The organism is Nocardia sp. NPDC004604 (assembly GCF_040609795.1).
Taxonomy (GTDB): Bacteria; Actinomycetota; Actinomycetes; order Mycobacteriales; family Mycobacteriaceae; genus Nocardia.
Genome location: NZ_JBEXLC010000021.1, coordinates 41163 through 61119 on the forward strand (window position 1 = coordinate 41163; position 19957 = coordinate 61119).

General features: G+C 66.2%; 18 protein-coding genes and 1 pseudogene. 12 read left to right on the forward strand and 7 right to left on the reverse strand.

Features of this window, described 5'->3' with window-relative positions; all coding sequences use genetic code 11:
- Positions 1-4: 4 nt before the first annotated feature.
- From ABZW16_RS10620 to ABZW16_RS10630, 3 genes are all read right to left on the reverse strand, one after another.
- Positions 5-736 (reverse strand): hypothetical protein, encoded by a 732-nt coding sequence (locus ABZW16_RS10620; RefSeq protein WP_354954433.1) that lies wholly within the window; start codon positions 734-736, stop codon positions 5-7.
- A gap of 544 nt (positions 737-1280) precedes the next feature.
- Positions 1281-2132, reverse strand: coding sequence for an SDR family oxidoreductase (locus ABZW16_RS10625; RefSeq protein WP_354954434.1), 852 nt, complete (start codon positions 2130-2132; stop codon positions 1281-1283).
- Positions 2129-3349, reverse strand: coding sequence for an acyl-CoA dehydrogenase family protein (locus ABZW16_RS10630; protein WP_354954500.1), 1221 nt, complete (start codon positions 3347-3349; stop codon positions 2129-2131). Before ABZW16_RS10630 ends, ABZW16_RS10625 begins: the two co-directional genes overlap by 4 nt.
- A 133-nt stretch (positions 3350-3482) precedes the next feature.
- Between ABZW16_RS10630 and ABZW16_RS10635 the strand changes: the two genes are divergently transcribed.
- The 6 genes from ABZW16_RS10635 (at position 3483) to ABZW16_RS10660 (ending at position 9942) form a co-directional block, all read left to right on the forward strand.
- Positions 3483-5009 (forward strand): FadD3 family acyl-CoA ligase, encoded by a 1527-nt coding sequence (locus ABZW16_RS10635; RefSeq protein ID WP_354954436.1) that lies wholly within the window; start codon positions 3483-3485, stop codon positions 5007-5009.
- Entirely contained in the window at positions 5009-5935 is a 927-nt protein-coding gene (locus ABZW16_RS10640) for an enoyl-CoA hydratase (protein ID WP_354954438.1), read from the forward strand. The genes ABZW16_RS10635 and ABZW16_RS10640 overlap by 1 nt, the downstream gene beginning before the upstream one ends.
- Positions 5935-7152, forward strand: a complete 1218-nt coding sequence (locus ABZW16_RS10645) for an acyl-CoA dehydrogenase family protein (protein WP_354954440.1) — start codon at positions 5935-5937, stop codon at positions 7150-7152. Before ABZW16_RS10640 ends, ABZW16_RS10645 begins: the two co-directional genes overlap by 1 nt.
- Positions 7149-8165, forward strand: a complete 1017-nt coding sequence (locus ABZW16_RS10650; RefSeq protein ID WP_354954442.1) for an acyl-CoA dehydrogenase family protein — start codon at positions 7149-7151, stop codon at positions 8163-8165. Before ABZW16_RS10645 ends, ABZW16_RS10650 begins: the two co-directional genes overlap by 4 nt.
- Positions 8166-8303: 138 nt before the next feature.
- On the forward strand, positions 8304-9359 hold the full coding sequence (locus ABZW16_RS10655; RefSeq protein ID WP_354954444.1) for an acyl-CoA dehydrogenase family protein: 1056 nt from the start codon (positions 8304-8306) through the stop codon (positions 9357-9359).
- A 124-nt stretch (positions 9360-9483) separates the two neighbouring features.
- Positions 9484-9942, forward strand: coding sequence for a MarR family transcriptional regulator (locus tag ABZW16_RS10660; protein ID WP_354954446.1), 459 nt, complete (start codon positions 9484-9486; stop codon positions 9940-9942).
- A 143-nt stretch (positions 9943-10085) separates the two neighbouring features.
- Here ABZW16_RS10660 and ABZW16_RS10665 read toward each other — a convergent pair whose 3' ends face one another.
- The gene (locus ABZW16_RS10665) at positions 10086-10256 is read right to left on the reverse strand and encodes a hypothetical protein (RefSeq protein WP_354954448.1); all 171 of its coding nucleotides are present in this window, start codon (positions 10254-10256) and stop codon (positions 10086-10088) included.
- Between the two features lie 632 nt (positions 10257-10888).
- On the opposite strand from ABZW16_RS10665, the gene ABZW16_RS10670 reads away from it, so the two are divergent.
- The 4 genes and pseudogenes from ABZW16_RS10670 to ABZW16_RS10685 all read left to right on the forward strand — a co-directional run bounded on the left by ABZW16_RS10670 (position 10889) and on the right by ABZW16_RS10685 (position 13032).
- Complete coding sequence (locus ABZW16_RS10670; protein ID WP_354954450.1) at positions 10889-11398, forward strand: hypothetical protein; 510 nt, start codon at positions 10889-10891, stop codon at positions 11396-11398.
- Complete coding sequence (locus ABZW16_RS10675; RefSeq protein WP_354954452.1) at positions 11382-11855, forward strand: NUDIX domain-containing protein; 474 nt, start codon at positions 11382-11384, stop codon at positions 11853-11855. Before ABZW16_RS10670 ends, ABZW16_RS10675 begins: the two co-directional genes overlap by 17 nt.
- 43 nt (positions 11856-11898) lie before the next feature.
- Positions 11899-12283, forward strand: a pseudogene (locus tag ABZW16_RS10680) (hypothetical protein); the annotation flags it as partial.
- On the forward strand, positions 12280-13032 hold the full coding sequence (locus ABZW16_RS10685) for a DUF427 domain-containing protein (RefSeq protein ID WP_354954502.1): 753 nt from the start codon (positions 12280-12282) through the stop codon (positions 13030-13032). The pseudogene ABZW16_RS10680 and the gene ABZW16_RS10685, both read left to right, overlap by 4 nt.
- 182 nt (positions 13033-13214) lie before the next feature.
- Here ABZW16_RS10685 and ABZW16_RS10690 read toward each other — a convergent pair whose 3' ends face one another.
- The 3 genes from ABZW16_RS10690 to ABZW16_RS10700 all read right to left on the reverse strand — a co-directional run bounded on the left by ABZW16_RS10690 (position 13215) and on the right by ABZW16_RS10700 (position 18125).
- Positions 13215-14135, reverse strand: coding sequence for an AraC family transcriptional regulator (locus ABZW16_RS10690; protein WP_354954453.1), 921 nt, complete (start codon positions 14133-14135; stop codon positions 13215-13217).
- Positions 14136-14145: 10 nt separating this feature from the next.
- Positions 14146-16755, reverse strand: coding sequence for a LuxR C-terminal-related transcriptional regulator (locus ABZW16_RS10695; protein ID WP_354954455.1), 2610 nt, complete (start codon positions 16753-16755; stop codon positions 14146-14148).
- 80 nt (positions 16756-16835) lie between these two features.
- A complete protein-coding gene (locus ABZW16_RS10700; protein WP_354954456.1) occupies positions 16836-18125 on the reverse strand; it encodes an adenylosuccinate synthase in 1290 nt (429 codons plus the stop codon).
- A 303-nt stretch (positions 18126-18428) separates the two neighbouring features.
- Here ABZW16_RS10700 and ABZW16_RS10705 point away from each other — a divergent pair, with 303 nt between their 5' ends.
- Both ABZW16_RS10705 and ABZW16_RS10710 read left to right on the forward strand, forming a co-directional pair.
- Positions 18429-19088 (forward strand): hypothetical protein, encoded by a 660-nt coding sequence (locus ABZW16_RS10705; RefSeq protein ID WP_354954458.1) that lies wholly within the window; start codon positions 18429-18431, stop codon positions 19086-19088.
- Entirely contained in the window at positions 19085-19873 is a 789-nt protein-coding gene (locus ABZW16_RS10710; RefSeq protein WP_354954460.1) for a site-2 protease family protein, read from the forward strand. The genes ABZW16_RS10705 and ABZW16_RS10710 overlap by 4 nt, the downstream gene beginning before the upstream one ends.
- Positions 19874-19957: the final 84 nt, after the last annotated feature.

Consider the following 19957-nt stretch of genomic DNA (forward strand, 5'->3'; position numbering starts at 1 on the left):
GGTATCAGCGCATGGAATAGCGCAGCGGTGAGGACACGGACAGATCCGCCAGCAGTCGATCGCAGATCACCACCGGTGAGATCCCCGCACGCGCCATCCGGGCGACCAATGCGAGTCGGCGCTCGCAGCTGTCCCATTCGACGGTCAGCGGGCCGCGATCGGGTCCTGCGTCGACGGTGGCCATTACCCGCGGTGGACCGAACTGGACCGGTTCCTCGATGAGTTTGAGGACCATGCCGCGCTGCCAGGCGCGGTAGGTGTCCATATCCGCGCCGACGACCAGTTTGTCGGTGGCGGCGCAGAGACCCTGCGCGATCTCATCGGCCAATGCGACGCGATCGAAGCGGAATTTGCGGCATTTGCGAACAACGTCGAGCAGATCTGCTCGCACTTCACACAACAATTCCGTCTGCTGTCGCCGTCGCCGGTCCTGTTCCGAACCGGCACCCGATTCGGCGGTGAGTCCGATTCGGCTGGCACGCTCGTGATCTCGCGCCATATCGGCACGCAACGCGCCACGCGGATCGCGGGCGACCGCGGTTTCGTCAATGGCGTACTGTTCGAGAATTTGGGCCGCCCTGGTCGCGGTCGCGCGTTCGGAGGTGTGGTCTATGAGTTCGGCGCCAAGGGTGAGCGCCGCTAGCACCAAGCTGTCCAGCCGTCGCCTGGCCAGCACGACTTCGCGTACCAACTCGAGTTCCAGTTGTTCGCGGGCATGTGGGCGATCCGGGCCCATAGCCATCGCCCCTTAGGGAGTGCGGGATCCGACCATATCCAGCATGGCACACCTGGATGCGCCACGTCCCGACCTTTTTTACCTGATCAGACGCCCACTAGAGGTCCAAGGTCGCAGTGGCCGAAAGGCGATCGCACTACTGCGCTCTGTCAAATTTGCCGCGCGTACGCGCGGCAGGTTCGCGGCCCCCAAATGTCAGCATCGCGCAGCGATTCGATGAGGGGTGGCGGTCGGGCGACGGGTGGGCCTCGCGTCCGAGCCGTCGAGACTCGCGACTTCGTCGCATGCGCTTCGACGACTCGGCTGAGTTCGATGGCCGAGCCTTCGGCTCGGACGCGAGACGGGCCGCGAACGGTCGCTCGTAAGACTCGCTCCGTTGGGGTCGGCAAGGTGCGGATCGTTCCGCACCTGACGAACGCCCGGCGAGGGCACCGTGGCGCATACGCTTTGGCGACTCGGCCGAATTCATGGCCGCGCCTTCGCACGAACGCGCGACGGCCGCGAACTCCTCGCGCGTCGAACTCGCTCCGTAGTGTTGGGTCGATCAGGCGCGCTGGCTGCTGATCGAGACCACTTCGCCTGTCAGATAGGTGGTGTAATCACTCGCCAGCATGGCGATGGTGGCGGCGACTTCCCATGGTTCCGCGGCGCGGCCGAAGGCTTCGCCCTCGGAGAGGCGGTCGAGCAGTTCGGTCGAACTGACCTTGTCCAGGAAGGCGTGCCTGGCAATGCTCGGGGCGACCGCATTGATCCGGACACCGAATTCGGCGGCCTCGACGGCGCTGCAGCGGGTCAGGGCCATCACGCCCGCCTTGGCCGCGGCGTAGTGGGCCTGGCCGTATTGCGCGCGCCAGCCGAGCACGCTGGCGTTGTTCACGATGACACCGCCGTGGCCCGCGTCGCGGAAGTAGCCGAGGGCCGCGCGGGTGCAGCGGAAGGTGCCGTTGAGGGTGATGTCGAGGACGCGATCCCACTGCTCGTCGGTCATATCCACGACCGGGGTCTCGCCGCCGAGTCCGGCATTGTTGACCATGATGTCGATGCGGCCCAATGCCGTTGCCGCACCGCGGATCAGCTCATCGACCTGTTCGGTGCTCTGCACATCACAGGCGATCGATGCGACCCGGCGATCCGGAAATTCGGCCTTCAGTTCGACCTCGGTTTCGGCCAGTCGCCGCTCGTGCCAGTCGGACACGACGACATCGGCGCCCTCGGCGAGCAGCCTGCGCGCGGTGGCCGAGCCGATGCCGGTGCCCGCGGCGGCGGTGATCACGGCGGTGCGTCCGGTCAGCAGCCCGTGGCCCGGAATCGGCTGGGGTGCAACAGAAAGCGGACCCCGCCCACCCGTCGTCCGACCGCCAGCCCCCACGGAATCGCCATGCGATGCTGCACTCATGGGCGAGCCTCCCGCGGCAACCCGAGCACACGCTCGGCGATGATATTGCGCTGCACTTCGTTCGAACCTCCGTAGATCGTATCGGCGCGGGTGAACAGATACAGCCGCTGCCATTCATTGAGATCGTTCGCATCGGCGACCAGTCCGGCGGGACCGAGCACGGCCATGGCGAGTTCGCCCAAGCCGCGATGCCAGTTGGCCCACAGCAGTTTGGAGACCGAGGCCTGTCCGCCATCATCGGCGGTCGTATCGGCCATGGTGCGCAGCGCATGCGCACGCAGCACGCGCAGGCCGACCCACGCCTTATCGATCCGGTCGGCGATGAGCGGGTCGTCGGCCGCGCCGGTGCGGCGGGCCAGCGCCTCGATATCGGCGAGTTCGCGGGCGAAGCGGATCTGCTGGCCGAGGGTGGAGATGCCGCGCTCGAAGGTCAACGTGCCCATGGCAATGCGCCAGCCGTCGCCCGGATCGCCGACGACCAGGTCCGCGGCGGTGCGCGCATCGTCGAAGAAGACCTCGTTGAATTCCGAGGTGCCGGTCAACTGGATGATCGGGCGGACCTCGATGCCCGGCTGATGCATGGGAACCAGCAGGTAGGACAGGCCCTTGTGTCGGGTCGACCCCTTTTCGGTGCGCGCGACCACGAAGCACCAGTCGGCCACATGGGCCAGCGAGGTCCAGATCTTCTGGCCGTTGATCGACCATTCGTCGCCGTCGAGATGGGCGCTGGTGGTGATGGCCGCCAGGTCGGACCCCGCGCCGGGTTCGGAGTAGCCCTGACACCACAGCTCGGTCACATTCCGGACCCCGGGCAGGAAGCGCTGCTTCTGCGCCTGGGTCCCGAAGGCGAGCACGGTCGGACCGAGCAGTTCCTCACCGACATGGGAAACCCGGGCCGGCGCATTCGCTTTGGCGTACTCCTCATGGAAGATCACCTGCTGGCGCACCGAGGCCTCGCGGCCGCCCCATTCCTTGGGCCAGCCGAGACAGGTCCATCCGGACGCGGCCAGGTGCCGGTCCCAGGCGAGGCGCTCCTCGAAGGCCTCGTGCTCGCGGCCGGGTCCGCCGAGTCCGCGCAGTGCGCGGAACTCGCCATTGAGGTTCTCGGCCAACCACTCGCGCACTTCTGCGGAAAACCGCGCGTCCTGTGCGGCAGTATTGTCCCCACCCCCCTGCCCTTCGGGCCCGCCCCCCTTGTCGAAATCTGATGTCTGGATCGCACCCACGCCGGTAGGATAACCTACCAAGCACTTGCTTTGTTAGAGGCTGACCACTTTGATCGAGCAAAGGCAGCAAAAGACCCCGCCGACGGTGAGGACAACCGTGACAACCCCTGCACAAACGACACCCATGGCACTGCACGATGCCGCGCGCACCTTCGGCGCCGCACCCGCCCTCGGCGACGGCGAGGTTCGGCTCGACTGGACGCAGTTGCTCGCGGCGGTGCAGGAGGTGGCGCGGGCGCTGATCGCCCGCGGCGTGCAGTCGGGCGACCGAGTCGCCATGTGGGCGCCGAACACCTATCACTGGGTGGTCGCCGCGCTGGGCGCGCACTACGCGGGCGCGGCCTTGGTGCCGCTCAATACCCGTTATGTCGCCGATGAGGCCGCCGATGTGCTCGCGCGCGTCGAGGCCAAGGCGCTGTTCATCGCCGGAACCTTCCTCGGCCGGGATCGACTGGCCGAATTACGCTCCGCCGCACCAGAATTGTGCATCGACACGGTGGTGGTGATCCCCGTGGAGCCGGGAACCGAGACCACCGACGCCGTGGCCGTCAACTGGTCGCAGCTCGCCGGTATTGCCGAATCGGCCTCCGTGGCCGATGCCGTGCAGCGCGCCGAGGGCGTCGACCCGGAGGATATTTCCGACATCCTGTTCACCTCCGGCACCACCGGACGCAGCAAAGGCACCCTGGTCGCGCATCGGCAGGCGCTGTCGGTGGTGCGGGCGTGGGCCGAATGCACCACCTTGACCGGCTCCGATCGCTATCTGGTTGTCAGCCCGTTCTTCCACAACTTCGGTTACAAGGCGGGCATACTCGCCTGCCTGGTGACCGGTGCGACGATCATTCCGCAGGCGACCTTCGATGTGCCAGCGACCATGCGCCTGGTCGGCGACGAGAAGATCACGGTGCTGCCCGGACCGCCGACCATCTACCAGACCATTCTCGACTTCCCGGACCGGGACAGCTACGACCTGAGCACCTTGCGCGTCGCCGTGACCGGTGCCGCGACGGTGCCGGTGGTACTGGTCGAACGCATGCGCTCGGTACTCGATTTCACTGTGGTCATCACCGGCTACGGCCTTTCCGAGGCCGCCGGATTCGGCACCATGTGCCGCGCCGATGACGATGCCGCCACCATCGCGGGCACCTGTGGCCGCCCGATCGCCGATTTCGAATTGCGGCTCAGCCCGGAAGGCGAAGTACTGCTGCGCGGGCCGAATGTGATGCTCGGCTATCTCAACGATCCGGAAAGCACCGCCGAAACCATTGATGCCGAAGGCTGGCTGCACACCGGCGATATCGGCACGCTCGACGAGCGCGGGTACCTGAAGATCACCGACCGGCTCAAGGATATGTACATCTCCGGCGGTTTCAATGTGTATCCGGCGGAGATCGAGCAGGCGCTGGCCCGGCTCGACGGCGTGGCCGAATCCGCAGTCATCGGGGTTCTGGATACCCGAATGGGTGAGGTGGGCAAGGCATTTGTAGTGCGCAAACCCGGCGCCGCGCTCACCGAGGAGCAAGTGCGGGCGCACGCGAGCACCGTGCTGGCCAATTTCAAGGTGCCCCGATTCATCGAATTCCGGGACCAACTGCCCTATAGCGCGGCCGGGAAAGTGCTCAAGCGTCAACTACGTGAGGAGAAGTCGTAATGTCCGACGAGAACGGTGTTCCCGATGAGGGAGACGTCGTCACCTATGAGCGGCGCGGCCCGATCGCGATCGTCACGCTGAACCGGCCGGACTACCGCAACGCGCAGAATTCGGTGATGACCTATGCCCTCGATGCCGCGTTCGAGCGTGCCGTCGAAGACGCCGAGGTCAAGGTGATCGTCCTGGCGGGCAACGGAAAGCATTTCAGCGCTGGCCATGACATCGGCACGCCAGGACGCGATCACCATGTGCGCTATCAGAACAAGGCCGCGCTGTGGTGGGACCATGTGGACCGGGTCGGCGGCGATCAGCGCTTCGCCCGCGAGACCGAGGTGTACCTGGGGATGTGCCGCCGCTGGCGGGAAATCCCCAAGCCGACCATCGCGATGGTGCAGGGCGCGTGTATCGCGGGCGGGCTCATGCTGGCCTGGGTCTGCGACCTCATTATCGCCTCCGATGACGCGTTCTTCTCCGATCCCGTTGTCCGCATGGGTATTCCGGGTGTGGAGTATTTCGCGCACCCGTGGGTGATGGGGCCGCGCGCGGCCAAGGAATTCCTGTTCACCGGGGACCGCTTCGATGCGGCCCAGGCCAAGGAATGGGGCATGGTCAATCGCGTCGTGCCGCGCGCCGAACTCGAAACCGAAACCCTGGCGCTGGCCGAAAAGATCGCCACCATGCCGCAATTCGGGCTGGCGCTGACCAAGAAGGCGGTCAACCAGGCCGAGGATCTGATGGGTATGCGCGCGGGCATGGATTCGGCATTCGGCCTGCACCATTTCGCGCACGCACACAATGCCGAGGTCGGCGCGGATTCGCTCGGCGGCATGACCGCCAAGTCGATGAAGAGCACGGCGACCGCTTCGGCATCCGCGTCGGCCTCGGTGACCACCGAGTCGACGTCCGAGCAGAACGGGACAACGTAGTGGATCTGGATCTCGATGAGGCGACCCGCGAATTCCAACAGGAAGTTCGCGAATTCCTCGCCGCCAACAAACCCGCGAAACCGCTGCCCTCCATGGATACCAAGGCCGGCTTCGAGGCACATCGCGAATGGGAACGCACCCTCGCCGACGCGCGCCTGTCGGTCGTCTCCTGGCAGCGGGAGTACGGCGGACGCGATGCCTCGCTGCTGGAGTGGGTGCTCTTCGAGCAGGAGTATTACGCCGCCGGTGCACCGGGGCGGGTCAGCCAGAACGGCATCTTCCTATTGGCGCCGACGCTTTTCGAGCACGGCACCCCGGAACAGTTGGACCGGATCATGCCGCGGATGGCGCGCGGCGACGATATCTGGGCGCAGGCCTGGTCCGAGCCGGAGGCGGGCAGCGATCTGGCCGGTATCCGCTCGACCGCGCGCCGCACCACCGGCGGCTGGCTGCTGAGCGGGCAGAAGACCTGGAGTTCGCGGGCGTCGTTCGCGGACTGGGCCTTCGGGCTGTTCCGCAGTGATCCCGAGGCTCTGCCCGATACGGCGGATGCGGGGCCCTCCGTGGTTACGCAGGCTGCCGCCTCCGGGCCTGACCGCAACCGCCGGGGGCGGCATCGCGGACTCACCTATGTGATGTTCCCGCTCTCGGCGGATGGTGTTTCGGTGCGGCCGATCCCGCAGTTGGACGGTGAGCCCGGATTCGCGGAGATCTTCCTCGACGACGTCTTCGTCCCGGATCGCGATGTGATCGGCGAGCCCGGTGAGGGGTGGCGGGTCGCGATGAGCACCTCGAGCAATGAGCGCGGCCTGTCGCTGCGCAGTCCGGGCCGCTTCAGCGCGACCGCGCAGCGGCTGATCGACCTGTGGCTCGACACCGGCGATCACACCAATACCGCACAGCGCGATGCGGTGGTCGATGCGTGGATCGGCAGTGAGGCCTACCGGCTGCACACCTTCGGCACGGTCACCCGGCTCAATGAGGGCGGCAAACTGGGCGCGGAATCGTCGATCACCAAGGTGTTCTGGTCCGAACTCGATATCGCCATGCACGAAACCGCACTGGACGTACTTGGCGGCGCGGCCGAACGGTCCGGACCGTGGACCGATGGCTATCTGTTCTCGCTCTCCGGTCCGATCTATGCCGGTACCAACGAGATTCAGCGCAATATCATCGCCGAGCGACTGCTCGGACTACCGAGAGGGAGCAGCCGATGAGATTCGCGCTCAGCCCGGAACAACTCGACTTCGGCACCAGCCTGCGCAAGCTGCTCGATGCCGGACGCACCCCCGCGGCCGTACGGTCCTGGGCCAGTGGAGATCCTCAGCCCGGCCGCGGGCTCATCCAGCAGCTGGCCGGTGCGGGAGCGCTCGGCCTTGCCATCGAGGAACGGCACGGCGGCATGGGCGCGGAGCCGATCGATCTGGTCGTCGCGTTCCAGGAGATCGGCCGGTCCGCCGCGCCCGGCCCCCTGGTGGCGACGGCCGCCGCGATACCCGCACTGCTGCAGGCCCTTCCGGATACCACACTGGCCGCGCGCTGGCTGCCCGGCTTCGCCGACGGTGCGACGCTGGGCACGCTGGCGTTCGCGTCACCCGCGCACGGCACGGTCGCATTGGACGCGGATATCGCCGAGGTGGTGCTGATCGCGGACGGTGATCAGCTGCGCACCGCGCACCGGACGGAGTTGGTGCGGTCGGTCGATCCGGCGCGACGACTGTTCACAGTCGAGGCCGATGCGGTGGTTGCCGAGGGCGATCATGTCCGCGACGCCATTGCCGCCGCCTTCGATGCCGGGGCGCTGGCCAATGCGGCACAGCTGCTCGGCGCGGGTCGGGCGCTGTTGGCCGCCGCGACCGAATATGCCAAGCAGCGCAAGCAGTTCGGCCAGCCGATCGGTGAGTTCCAGGCCGTGAAGCAGAAGTTGGCCGATGTGCTGATCGGGCTGGATCTGGCCGAGCCGCTGCTCTACCGGGCGGCACTGACCATGGGTGATACCACCCGCGGCCGCGATGTTTCGGCAGCGGTGATCGCCTGCGGTGATGCGGCCTATCGCGCCGCGCGTGCGGCGCTACAGGTACACGGCGCCATCGGCTACACCGCCGAGTACGACCTGTCGCTGTGGCTGACCAGGGTGACCGCGCTTCGATCGGCGTGGGGCACACCGGATCTGCATCGCGCACGGATCGCCGCGGCGCTGCGGGATCGCGACCTGCGGGGGTCCGCGTGATCAGCGTCGAGATCCATCAACCCGCCGCCGGATTCGGCCGCACACCGCGTCGCAGCCGTGTCCCATATCCGACCCGCCATCGCTCGAACGACTCGCGCGCTCGCGACCTATCGTGCGATCGCCCATACGAGGTTTCGCATGACCAGCACTGAACATCAGGAATTCATCGCATCGGTGCGGGCACTGCTGACCAAGCACGCGGGCTCCGCGGCGGTGCGCGCGGGTATGGATACCGAGCTCGGCTACGACGAGAAGCTGTGGCGGCTACTGTGCGAGCAGGTCGGCGTCGCCGCGCTAGCGATTCCGGAGGAGTACGGCGGATTCGGCGCGAGTCTGGTCGAATCCCTGCTGGTGGTCACCGAATTGGGCCGCACACTCGCCGGGGTTCCGATGCTCGGTTCGGCCGTGCTCGGTGCGCAGGCGGTGCTGTTGTCCGGTGACGCCGATGCCTGTGAGCGGCTGCTGCCGGAGGTCGCCGAGGGCGCGAGAACGATCGCCCTCTGCTGGGCGGGCCCGGACGGCTGGGATGCGCCCGGCGTGCATGCCGATGGCGAAATACTGTCCGGCACAGCACATTATGTACTCGATGGGCTGCACGCCGACACTCTCGTAGTGGTGACGCCGACGGGACTTTTCGAGGTCGATGCCGCGGCCGATGGCGTGTCCCGGCATTCGGTGCCGACCATGGATCCGACCCGCAAGCTCGCCGAAATCACCTTCACCGGCGTCGCAGGGCGACGGCTCCGGACCGGCGATCCCGCCGCCGTCACCGCGCGACTGCACGAAATCGCCTGGGCCGCCGTCGCGGCCGAGCAGGTGGGCGCGGCCGAGCGCTGCCTGGAGGTGACGGTGGAGTACACCAAGTCACGGGTGCAGTTCGGTCGCGCGATCGGCAGCTTCCAGGCCCTCAAGCACCGCATGGCGGATATGTACGTGTTGGTGGAATCGGCCAAGTCCACCTCCTATGCGGCGACCACCGCCGTTGCGGAGCGATCGTCATCGGCGGCCGAGGATGTCTGGGCGGCTCGCCTGCACTGTTCGGAGGCGTTCAGCACGATCGTCGCCGAGATGGTGCAGTTGCACGGCGGCATCGCCATTACCTGGGAGCACGACGCGCACCTGTTCTTCAAGCGCGCACACGGTGACGCCCAGCTGTTCGGCACGCCGCACCGGCCGGTCGTCCAGCCCGCGTAGTCACCACACCGGCAGCGCCCCGACGGAGCTCTCCCACTCTCCGGGGCGCTGCCTTTTCCGCAGATAGAGCGGGTCGTAGCGCACTTCATCGAGATAGATAGTTAGGTTATGCAATAATAACGGTGTGCAGCAGACACCGGTGACATCCGCAGAGGACAGCGTCGTCAATCTACTTGTCACCGCCGGTCGGCTGACCCGGCTGGCCGGGGTGATCAGCGGCGAGGACCTACCACGGGCCGTTATGCGGGCACTGGCGGTGCTCGATGAACACGGCGCCGTGCGGGTCAGCGAATTCGCCCGCATCGATCGATGTTCGCAACCGGCGGCAACGGCGCTGATCGGGCGACTCGTCGCGGACGGATTCGCTACCCGACGCAAGGACCCGCAGGATTCGCGGGCCGTCGTTGTCGAACTCACCCCGGCCGGACGTGACCGCCTGCAACGCGCGCGACGCGCCTTCGGCACCGCACTCGCGACCAGACTGCCCGAATTCGATACCGCCCGCCTCGCCCGCATGGAGACAGATCTGACAGAACTGCTGGACGCCCTGAAGAAGGCTGCGCCGCAGCACTATTCGGCCTGAGGTGAGCGACGTGTGCCGCCGTGGCCGGGGCCGCGAGGCAAGGCAACGCTGCGCCGAGGGGGCAACAGCAGCGCCGAGCCGAGCCGAGCCGAGAAATGTTGTACCGCGCGGTCTTCCCCATTCCAATACCCTGACCAGCCCGATCAGTACTCCCGTGACGCATCGGACTTCATCCGACCCGTGCCCTCGTGTTCGATCCGCTCGCGTATTCCCCAGACCGTACGATCCTTCGGTATCCGCTCGGGCCACACGATCACTCCGACGATCACCGACAGCGGCAGCCCGATCGCGACAACCCAGCCGAGCGCGATCACGGCAGGTCCCGGAGCAATCGAAGTACCTTGGCGCACGTCTCGGCGTCGGCAGGGCTGGCAGCGTGATTCACGATGGCAGCACCCGGAACCCGTTGCGGTAGAGCACGATCAACTGGAGTCAACTCCAGGTATAGCGAACCGTCTGCGTCGCCGTTGTCTGCGACCTCCAATACCCCGCCTGGGAACACGAACAGTCTTGTGCGCCTGCCCATCTCGACTCCTGTAGTCCGATGTTGGTAGGCACCCCGTGACCGGTTGTCGCCACATGTCACGGGGGCCGAATCAAACGTTATGGACAATCCGCAGACACCTGAACTTCGCGGAGGACGTTTCATCGGACACTTCAAATCATCTAAACGTCCCGGTATCGTTTCGGTATGAGTCACCGCCTCCAATCGGCGATGTTGCGAGCACAAATCGACTCCGCCGCGCTCGCAAAGACCGTCAACGTAGACGTGAAAACCGTGAACCGATGGCTAGCTGGTCGGGTGCCGCACAAACGAACTCGGGCCGCTGTGGCAAGTGCGCTCGACGAATCGGAGTCGAGTCTCTGGCCTGCCACTCGTCCGGACATCAGCGCGGGAGCCCCCGCGACAGCCGAAGTCATCGGTGCCTACGCACACCGAGCCGACGTGCCCAACGAGGTTTGGACATCAGTGCTGCTCAGCGCTACTCAGCGAATAGACATCATCGGTTACGCCTACCCGTTCGTCCTCGAGCTGTTGCCCGATGCCGCCGATCTGATCGCGGACAAATGCCGCACCGGCGCGAGCGTCCGCTTGGCCTTCGCAGACCCGGAGTCCGCACACGTAGCCGAGCGTGACGCGCTCGAACAGATGCAAGGGACATTGCCCGGACGGATACGAAACGCGCTGAGCATGATCGGCCCCCTTGCCGAGACTCCCGGATGCCGAATCGGGCTACACACAACGCACTTATACAACTCGGTGTTCAGGTTCGATGACCTGATGTTGGTGACGCCGTACCTGGTTCGAGCGAGGGGTTATCAGCACCCCGCGCTCTACCTCCGAAAGCTCTCCCCGTATGGGCTGTTCGCATCGTTCGAAGACCAATTCGAACAGATCTGGGGAACCGTAACCCCGTACCTGCAGGAGGTGAATCCCGATGGGCTCACGGCGTGACTACTACCGAGATCCGAACGCACCCAGGCCGAACAGCTTGGTTCCCGGAGGTTCGGCACTGGTCGTCGACGACCGGGGGGCCGTCCTCATGCAACGCCGAAGCGACTCCGGGAACTGGTCGTTCCCCGGAGGAATCATGGAGATCGGAGAAACGCTCGAACAGTGCGTGATCCGTGAGACCAAAGAGGAATCCGGACTGGATATCGAGATCACCGGGATACTCGGCATCTATACCGACCCTCAACACGTGATCGCATACGCGGACGGCGAGATCCGCCAAGAGTTCAACATCACGTTCTACGGCAGGGTGATCGGTGGCCGGATCGAGGTTAGTTCCGAGTCAACGGAAGTGAAATTCCTTCGGCTCGAAGAACTCGACAAACTGCCGGTACACCAGACGGTTCGGCTCCGGTTGCAGCACCACGCCGAACAACGCTCGACGCCGTATCTGGGATGAGCGACGCATAGGCCGCGCTGGCATCGTTCGCCGCCGACCTGGCCTGCTATCCGAAGACAAGCCGGTGCTGATCGTCGGGACCGTCCTGGGGGTCTGTTCCTCGGCATCAACAACACCCCGATCACCGAGACCGTCATGATCTCGGCGCCGGTGGAACGCGCGACCGCATCCGCCGCGTACAGTTTCGTCCACCTCGCTGGGGGGCGCCGCAGCCCCTACCTGGAAGGCAAGCTCGGCGAACCTGGCCTGCCGTTCTGGGTGGGCGCGGCGAGCACCCGGCGGCGGTGCTCATGCTGCTCACCGGGCATTCCGCGCTGGCCCGTGCCGATGACCACGCCCCAGTGCCGCACGGCGTCGATGAGGCGCAGGCGATCAGTCGGCGAACGACCTGCCCGGTAACCGGCGCGGAGTACGGTCGGAAGGTATGACTGATGAGACGCGGGGCCGGGTGAAGGTCGAGACCGGCCAGAAACGGGTGCGGGTGTACCTGCGTGGACAGCTGGTCGCCGACACCATACGACCGGTGCTGGTATGGGAAGGACCGCACTATCCGACCTACTACCTACCGGTCGCGGATCTGCACGCGAAGCTCGAGCCCAATGGCAGGACCAAACATTCCCCCAGTCGCGGGGATGCGACCGAATACGATGTGCTGCTCGACGGTGTGACCGCGCCGGGCGCCGCACTGCGCCACCATGATTCGCCGATTCCCGAACTCGACGAACTGGTGCGGCTGGACTGGAATTCGATGGACGAGTGGTTCGAGGAAGACGAGCCGGTCTACGTCCACCCACGCGATCCGTATACGCGCGTCGATATCCTCGCCAGCTCGCGCCACATCCGCGTCGAGATCGACGGTGTCACCGTCGCCGACTCCCACTCACCGCGCATCCTCTTCGAAACCGGACTTCCCGCGCGGTACTACCTCCCGCTGACCGATGTCCGCATGGACCTGCTGAGCCCCTCCACAACCCACACCAGCTGCCCGTACAAAGGCACCGCCGAGTACTGGACCGTCCGCATCGCGGACAAGGACTACCCGGACATTGTCTGGGGTTACCGCACCCCACTCCCGGAAAGCCAGAAGATCACGGGCCTGGCCTGCTTCTACAACGAAAAGGTCGATATCTTCGTGGACGGCGAACTCCAGCCCCGCCCGCACACCCCATTCAGCTGATTTACCTCGAGCCGGCTCTCGAAGCCGCGGAAATCCGTGCTGCTGGCCGAACCTGTCGGCGCGCTGCGCAGGTCGCTCCGTGCCGCATCACATCCGACCGATTCGGCCGGAGCGCCGCAGGTTCGTGAGGAAGCTCGACTGCGCCGCCAGCGCACAGGGCTGGCCCCGAGGCCGGGTGAGCTTCAGACCGCGATCAGCGGTGGCTGATCATCGGCGCGGCGGTATTGCCCCGGCGGCAGGCCGTATTCGCGTTTGAAGGCCTTGGCGAAGGCGAATTCCGAGGTGTAGCCGACCTTTCGGGCCACGGCGCCGAGAGGGCTGTCGGTATCGCGCAGCAGGCGGGCGGCGATGAGCATGCGCCAGCGGGTGACGTAGGCCAGGGGCGGTTCGCCGATGGTGGCGGCGAAGCGGCGGGCCAGGGTGGCGCGCGATACGCCAGCGATATCGCTGAGGTCGGGGACGGTCCAGCTGCGGCCGGGTTCTTCGTGCACGGCGCGCAGGGCGGCGACGACCGCCGGATCGGCGAACGCACCAGCCCAACCCGTTGCCGGTTCGCCGGTGGCCTGTTCGTCGAACCAGGCGCGCAGGATGAACAGGAGCAGGGTCTCCAGAATGGCGGGAACGGCGGCATCGCTGCCCTGTTTCGGTTCGGCGACCTCAGCGGCGAGCAGGTCGACGGCGGCGCGCAGGGACGGGTGCCGACCGGGACGTGCCGGGAGATGGATGAATTCGGGGAGTTCGTCGAGCAGCGGGTGGCTGCGCTGCCTGCCGAGTTCGTATGCGCCGCACAGCAATGCGGTGCGGACGCCGGGTCCGATGATCTCGCGCGGCTCACCCGGCTGCGCCTTCTCGGTGACCGGACTGTCGAGGCGGTCGACCAGATCGTGGTCGGCACCACGCGGCATGAACAGGACGTCGCCCACACCGAGGGCGATCGGTTCCCAACCATAGGGCACTGCCAGGCACGAACCCTGCAGCACCACATGGAAACCCGCGCCGGGAACCACCGGATAGGCGCGGCCCCACGGCGCGTGCCGGACGAACAGCCCGGAGGTCGGGTTGCCCGTGCGGATGGCCGCGATGGTCTCGCTGAGGATGTCCACCTGCTCGCCCTCAGCTGGCTCCGCCGGAGGACTCACCGCGCATGAGCGCTCCGAGGGTTTCCCGGTCCGTCACGTCCATCTTGATGCAGGCGCGGTAGAGGTGGCCCTCCACGGTGCGGACCGAAACGGTCAGGCGGTCGGCGATCTGCCGGTTGGACAGTCCTGCCGCAACGAGATTCGCGATTTCACGTTCGCGGGAGGTGAGCGGTAAGGGCTGGGCGGCTTGGCGCAGGGCGGGGGTGCTCGCACCGCCGCAGGCCGCGGCCAGGCGGTTCGCGGTGGCGGCAGATTCCAGCAGGCGGCGGCGGTCTCCGGCTCGTTCATGGGCCGATGCCGCTTGGGCGGCGGCGTCGGCGGCCGAGAGCAAGGCACCGATGCGCTCGAATTGGGCCGCGGCCGCATCCAGGCCGGGTCCGTCGTGGGCGGCCAAGGCCACCGCATGGCTGGCCTGGACCTGCACCAAACCGCCGTCGACCCGAACCGCCAGATCGGCGAGTCGGCCTGCCGCGGAATGGTCGCCGAAGCGGGCGGCCGCATGCAGTGCCATGGCCTCGATGGCGTGCTGATGTGAGCGCGCCGCCGCATCGGCGGCGCCCAAGGCCAGGCGGATGGCCGGGGTGACGGTGCCCTCCGCGGCGGCGACGCAGGCCCGTGCGATCTCCAACTGCGGGTCGTAGACCGCGCTGTGCCTGCCGCCGCGCGCAATCGCCTCGGCAATGGATTCGGCGGCCTCCGGCGCCCGGCCGAGTGCCGAATATGCTTCGGCCAAACGGATTCTCGCCGGAATGTGCCAGGCGGCGGCGCCCTCCGCGGTGAGCGCGGCCACTGCCTGTTCGAGATGTTCGATCCCGTCCAGGAAGCGGCCCTGTGCCACGTCGACGGTCCCCTGCAGGATTTTCGACATGCCCCAAGCCAGGTACTGACCTGCCGACGAATAGCCGAAATGCCCTGAGGCACAACGGCGTGCGGCCTCGAGATCACCGGTGAAGGTCAGCGCGAGCACCTCGGCGTGGGTGGAGATGTACCGGTTGAGCCCGTCGATATGCGACTCCACCTGATGCCCGCGGGCCGCGTACTGCCGTGCCGCCTCGCCCTTGCCCATCAGCGCCAGCGCCAGCCCGCCGCCGAAGGAGGCCCACCAAACCGCCCACGGCGGTGCGCCCTTGGACTCCATCACCGCCTCGGCCGCGGAAAACGCGTCCTCGAGCCGATTTTCATTGACCGCACACGCCGAGGCCAGGCCATCGAAGGTCGCGACGATCTTCGGATGCCGCACCTTGGTCCGCAACATCGCGAGCACCTCATCGGCCCGCTCGGCATCGCCCATGGCCCAGAACAGATTCGACACCCGGGTGCTGCCCCAGCGGGCCAGCTGCACCTCGTTCATCTGATCCGGATCGAAGCTGGCCAGGGTGCGTTCGGCCTCGATGCGGTGGCCCTGCCATAGCAGCGCGCGAGCCAGCAGATCCGCGGCCTCCACCCCGCCGCGACGTTCCACCGCGGCCCTGGCGAAACGCTCACCGAGCGGCAGATTGGCCAACCCGATCGCATCGGCGGCGGCCGCCTCGAAGAGTTCGAGATCGGCGGATTTATCACTGTCCAAGGCCAATTCGGCCAACCGGATGCGGTCCAGGGCCGAATTGATCGGCCGTTCCTTGAGCGAGGAGTACAGCCGACCGCGCAGTCGCCGCGCCGAGGCGATGCCGAGCCGACGCCGGATCACCTCACCGAACAGTGGATGGTTGTAGCGCACGATCAGCTGGTTGGCATTCTCGACAACCCGGATGAGACCACGGGTTTCGGCGGCCTCCACGGCCTCCTCACCCGCCACTTCCGCGAGCACGTCGAGGTCGATGGGCTCGCAGAAGGTGAGCAGTTCGAGCACCCGCAACACCGAATCGGGCAGCTGTTCGACCCGATCCTCCAGTAGCGCAGCCAATTCCGAGGTCACCGCGGCCCGGCCGCGCAGCTGCCAGACCCCGTTCACCTGCCGCAGCGAACCCGCCTCCAGCGCGCCCTCCACCAAGTGCCGGAGGAACAGGGCATTTCCGCCGGAGGACTCCCACATCAGATTGGCGGTGAAACCCTCGAGCTGTCCGCCGAGCATCTGCTCGACCAGATCGACGCTCTGCTGCTGGGTGAACGGGTTGAGATCGACGCGCAGCAGGTGGCCGTCTTTCCATAGCGAGGTGACCGCATCGGGCACCTGCACCCCGCTGCGCACGGTCGCGACGATATGTGCCGCCTTATCGATGGCCAACTGCAGCAATAGTGTCGCCGAGAGCTGGTCGAGCAGGTGTGCGTCATCGACGCCGATGATCGCGTGCCCGTCGGCGAGCAGTGCCTCGCGCGCGGCGGACATGAACGTCACCGGATCGTGCGCGGTATAAACGCCGACCATATGGGCGAATACGCCGAGCGGGATGCTGCGGGCCGATTCCGTGCCCGCAACCCACCGGATATTGCCGCCCACGGCCGCCGTCGCGTGTCTGGCCAGTGTCGTCTTTCCGACACCGGCGTCTCCGGTCAGTACAGCACCGACATATTCGGTACCGGTGAGTGCTGCGCGGATCGCTTCTAACTCGGTCTCGCGCTCGATCATCGGCCAGTTCCGAGCCATAGCTCTTACTTTAGTTCGTCCCGGATCATGATCGATGACAACGAACGATGAACGGGCGCACCGATTCCGCTGTTGTAGCCCTAGCCGAGTACGTCGTGGCGGACAATCGTCTGGTCACGACCCGGTCCGACGCCGATGCAGGAAATACGGGCGCCGGACAACTCCTCCAGGCGCAGCACATAGGCCTGCGCGTTGGCGGGCAGTTCCTCGAAGGTCTGCACGTGTGAGATGTCCTCCCACCAGCCGGGCATCTCCTCGTAAATCGGCTTGGCGTGGTGGAATTCGGTCTGTGTGGTCGGCATCTGCTCGACCCGCTTGCCATCGATCTCGTAGGCGACACAGATCGGTACCCGCTCCAGACTCGACAGCACGTCCAGCTTGGTGAGGAAGTAATCGGTGACGCCGTTGACCCGGGTCGCGTAGCGCGCGATGACCGCGTCGAACCAGCCGCACCGGCGGGCCCGGCCGGTGGTCACACCGACCTCGCCGCCCTGTTTGGCCAGGAATTCACCGAAGTTGTCGAACAGTTCGGTCGGGAACGGACCCGAGCCGACGCGGGTGGTGTAGCACTTCAGGATGCCGAGCACCGTATTGATCTTGTTGGGTCCGATGCCGGCGCCGACCGCCGCACCGCCCGAGGTCGGGTTGGACGAGGTGACATACGGATACGTGCCGTGGTCCACATCGAGCAGGGTGCCCTGCGAACCCTCCAACAGCACGGTTTCGCCGCGCTCCAGCGCCAGATTCAGCTCCAGCCGGGTGTCGGCGATGCGGTGCTTGAAGCTGTCCGCCTGCTCGAGCACCTCGTCCACCACCTGCTGCGGGTCGAGCGCGCGGCGGTTGTAGATCTTCACCAGCACCTGGTTCTTGAACTCCAGGGCGGCTTCGACCTTCTGCGTCAGGATCTTCTCGTCGAGCACATCGGCGACCCGCACGCCGACCCGGGCGACCTTGTCCTGGTAGCACGGACCGATACCGCGGCCGGTGGTGCCGATCTTCTTATTGCCGAGGAAGCGTTCGGTGACCTTATCGATGGCCACGTGGTACGGCATGATCAGGTGCGCGTCGGCCGAGAGCAGCAGACCCGAGGTGTCGACGCCGCGCTCCTCCAGTCCGGCCAGCTCCGCGAGCAGGACGCCGGGATCGACCACGACACCGTTGCCGATGACATTCGTCACGCCGGGAGTGAGGATGCCGGACGGGATCAGATGCAGTGCGAACTTATCGCCATTGGGCAGCACGACGGTGTGACCGGCGTTATTGCCGCCTTGGTAGCGAACCACCCATTGCAACCTGCCACCGAGCAGATCGGTTGCCTTGCCCTTACCCTCGTCGCCCCATTGGGCGCCGATCAGGACGATTGCCGGCATGGTCGTGTCTCCTACGGTTCGACGCGCAACACCCCGGGAGATGGCAGTCGGCGCGGCCGACCGGGTGGGGAACACCTGTGCTGCAGCTACCTGCCGTACTGAGGCGGTGGCCGGAAGCACAGTCTACCCAAAGCGTTCGAGGCAGCATCGAACCGGATCGCACCGTAGGCTCGGCAACCGTGTGGCCGTAGTCGGGCAGGGCTATGGTTGCGTGGCACTGGCGGACGAGCAGGGATCCGACCGGGAAAGTGGCGAGGGTGGCCGACGGGTTTGTCGGCCGAACCGAGGAGGGTGTACCGCAGTTTGAGTACCCACGTTCTCTGTTGCGACGGCGCACCGGTACCCATCGCCCTCGCGTCACTGCCGATCTCACAGACGACCGCCATCCCGGACACCAGCGTGATCGATGAGCTACTGCCCGTCCTCGCCGCCGACAGCCTGCCCCGGCTGATCGTGCTCGGCGACGACGCCGCCCTGGCCTCGGTGCTGACCCATCTGATGCGCACCGAACGACTCCATGTGGAGATCGGCTATGTGCCCGTCGACAAGACCTACGGCTCCCGCGCCTACCAGACCGGAACCGGCAATGCCGCCGCCAAGCGGGCGGTGGAGGGCCGGGCATCCGAAGTCCCGCTGATCCGTGACGACACCGGGACGGTGCTGGTCGGACGGGCCGTGATCACCGGCCCCGGCGGCGAGAAACTCGAGGGTGAGGCCTACGTGGACGACGCCCAATTGTTCTCCGGCAAGGTCAACGCGATGCTCGTTTCTCCGACACTCGAACTGCCGGGTGTGCGGGCGGCCGTGCCAAGGTTCCTACGCCGACGTCACTGGCTGGCGGGACGGGCCGCGCAGCTGGGCACACCGGGGGCGGTGGTCACCCGCGACGGCATTGCCAATGAGCGGATTCTGCCGCGCTCGTCGTTCTATCGGCATCACGAAAACTGGCTACTGGTCCGATGACGATTCAATTCCCGAAAGACCGCCGCTCCGGACTCGGCGCCGTGCGCCCGAGCCCGGTATTCCTGCTGGTGATCGCGATCTCCGTGGCGGGCGGGGTGCTGGCCTGGAATGCCGACGTGCAGTCCACGCGGGCGAAGTTCGGGGTATTTCTGCTCGTCGTCTTCGGCTGGATCGTCACATTGTGTCTGCACGAGTTCGCGCACGCGTTCACGGCCTGGCGGGCGGGCGATCGCGAGGTGGAATTGCGGGGGTATCTCACGCTGAATCCACTGAAATACAGCCATCCGCTGCTGTCGATCGTGTTGCCGATGGTGTTCATCGCGCTCGGCGGTATCGGATTGCCGGGCGGTGCGGTGTACGTGCACACACAGAACGTCAGCCCACGCATGCAGCGCATCATCAGTGGTGCCGGGCCCGCGGTGAACGCGGTGTGTGCGGTGCTGCTGTTGGTGGTCGTGCGGTACTTCGGCAGTGACACGTCGCATCGCGCGTTCTGGTACGGCCTGAGCTTCCTGGCGTTTCTGCAAATCACCGCAACGCTTTTGAACATTCTGCCGGTGCCCGGGTTGGACGGGTACGGCCTGATCGAGCCGTCGCTGAGTTATCAGACCCGGCGTGCGCTCGATCAGTTCAAGCCCTTCGGCATGCTGATCCTGTTTGCGCTGCTGTTCACGCCATCGATCAACAAGGTGTTCTTCGATGCGGTCTATTCGCTGTACGAATTGTCCGGGGTCGATGCGGATTGGTCGCGGTTCGGCAGCTGGCTGACCCGGTTCTGGACTTAGCCGGTTTCGGAACCGGTCGGTCTGATCTATTCCCAGCACTGGGGATCTCGCCGTTCATCTGCGCCAACTATTGTCCCGGACACC

Coding starts and splice junctions, on each gene's coding strand:
- ABZW16_RS10620 (WP_354954433.1), bottom strand. CDS start 736: ATGGGCCCGGATCGCCCACATGCCCGCGAACAACTGGAACTCGAGTTG.
- ABZW16_RS10625 (WP_354954434.1), bottom strand. CDS start 2,132: ATGAGTGCAGCATCGCATGGCGATTCCGTGGGGGCTGGCGGTCGGACG.
- ABZW16_RS10635 (WP_354954436.1), top strand. CDS start 3,483: ATGGCACTGCACGATGCCGCGCGCACCTTCGGCGCCGCACCCGCCCTC.
- ABZW16_RS10640 (WP_354954438.1), top strand. CDS start 5,009: ATGTCCGACGAGAACGGTGTTCCCGATGAGGGAGACGTCGTCACCTAT.
- ABZW16_RS10650 (WP_354954442.1), top strand. CDS start 7,149: ATGAGATTCGCGCTCAGCCCGGAACAACTCGACTTCGGCACCAGCCTG.
- ABZW16_RS10655 (WP_354954444.1), top strand. CDS start 8,304: ATGACCAGCACTGAACATCAGGAATTCATCGCATCGGTGCGGGCACTG.
- ABZW16_RS10675 (WP_354954452.1), top strand. CDS start 11,382: ATGGGCTCACGGCGTGACTACTACCGAGATCCGAACGCACCCAGGCCG.
- ABZW16_RS10685 (WP_354954502.1), top strand. CDS start 12,280: ATGACTGATGAGACGCGGGGCCGGGTGAAGGTCGAGACCGGCCAGAAA.
- ABZW16_RS10695 (WP_354954455.1), bottom strand. CDS start 16,755: ATGGCTCGGAACTGGCCGATGATCGAGCGCGAGACCGAGTTAGAAGCG.
- ABZW16_RS10700 (WP_354954456.1), bottom strand. CDS start 18,125: ATGCCGGCAATCGTCCTGATCGGCGCCCAATGGGGCGACGAGGGTAAG.
- ABZW16_RS10710 (WP_354954460.1), top strand. CDS start 19,085: ATGACGATTCAATTCCCGAAAGACCGCCGCTCCGGACTCGGCGCCGTG.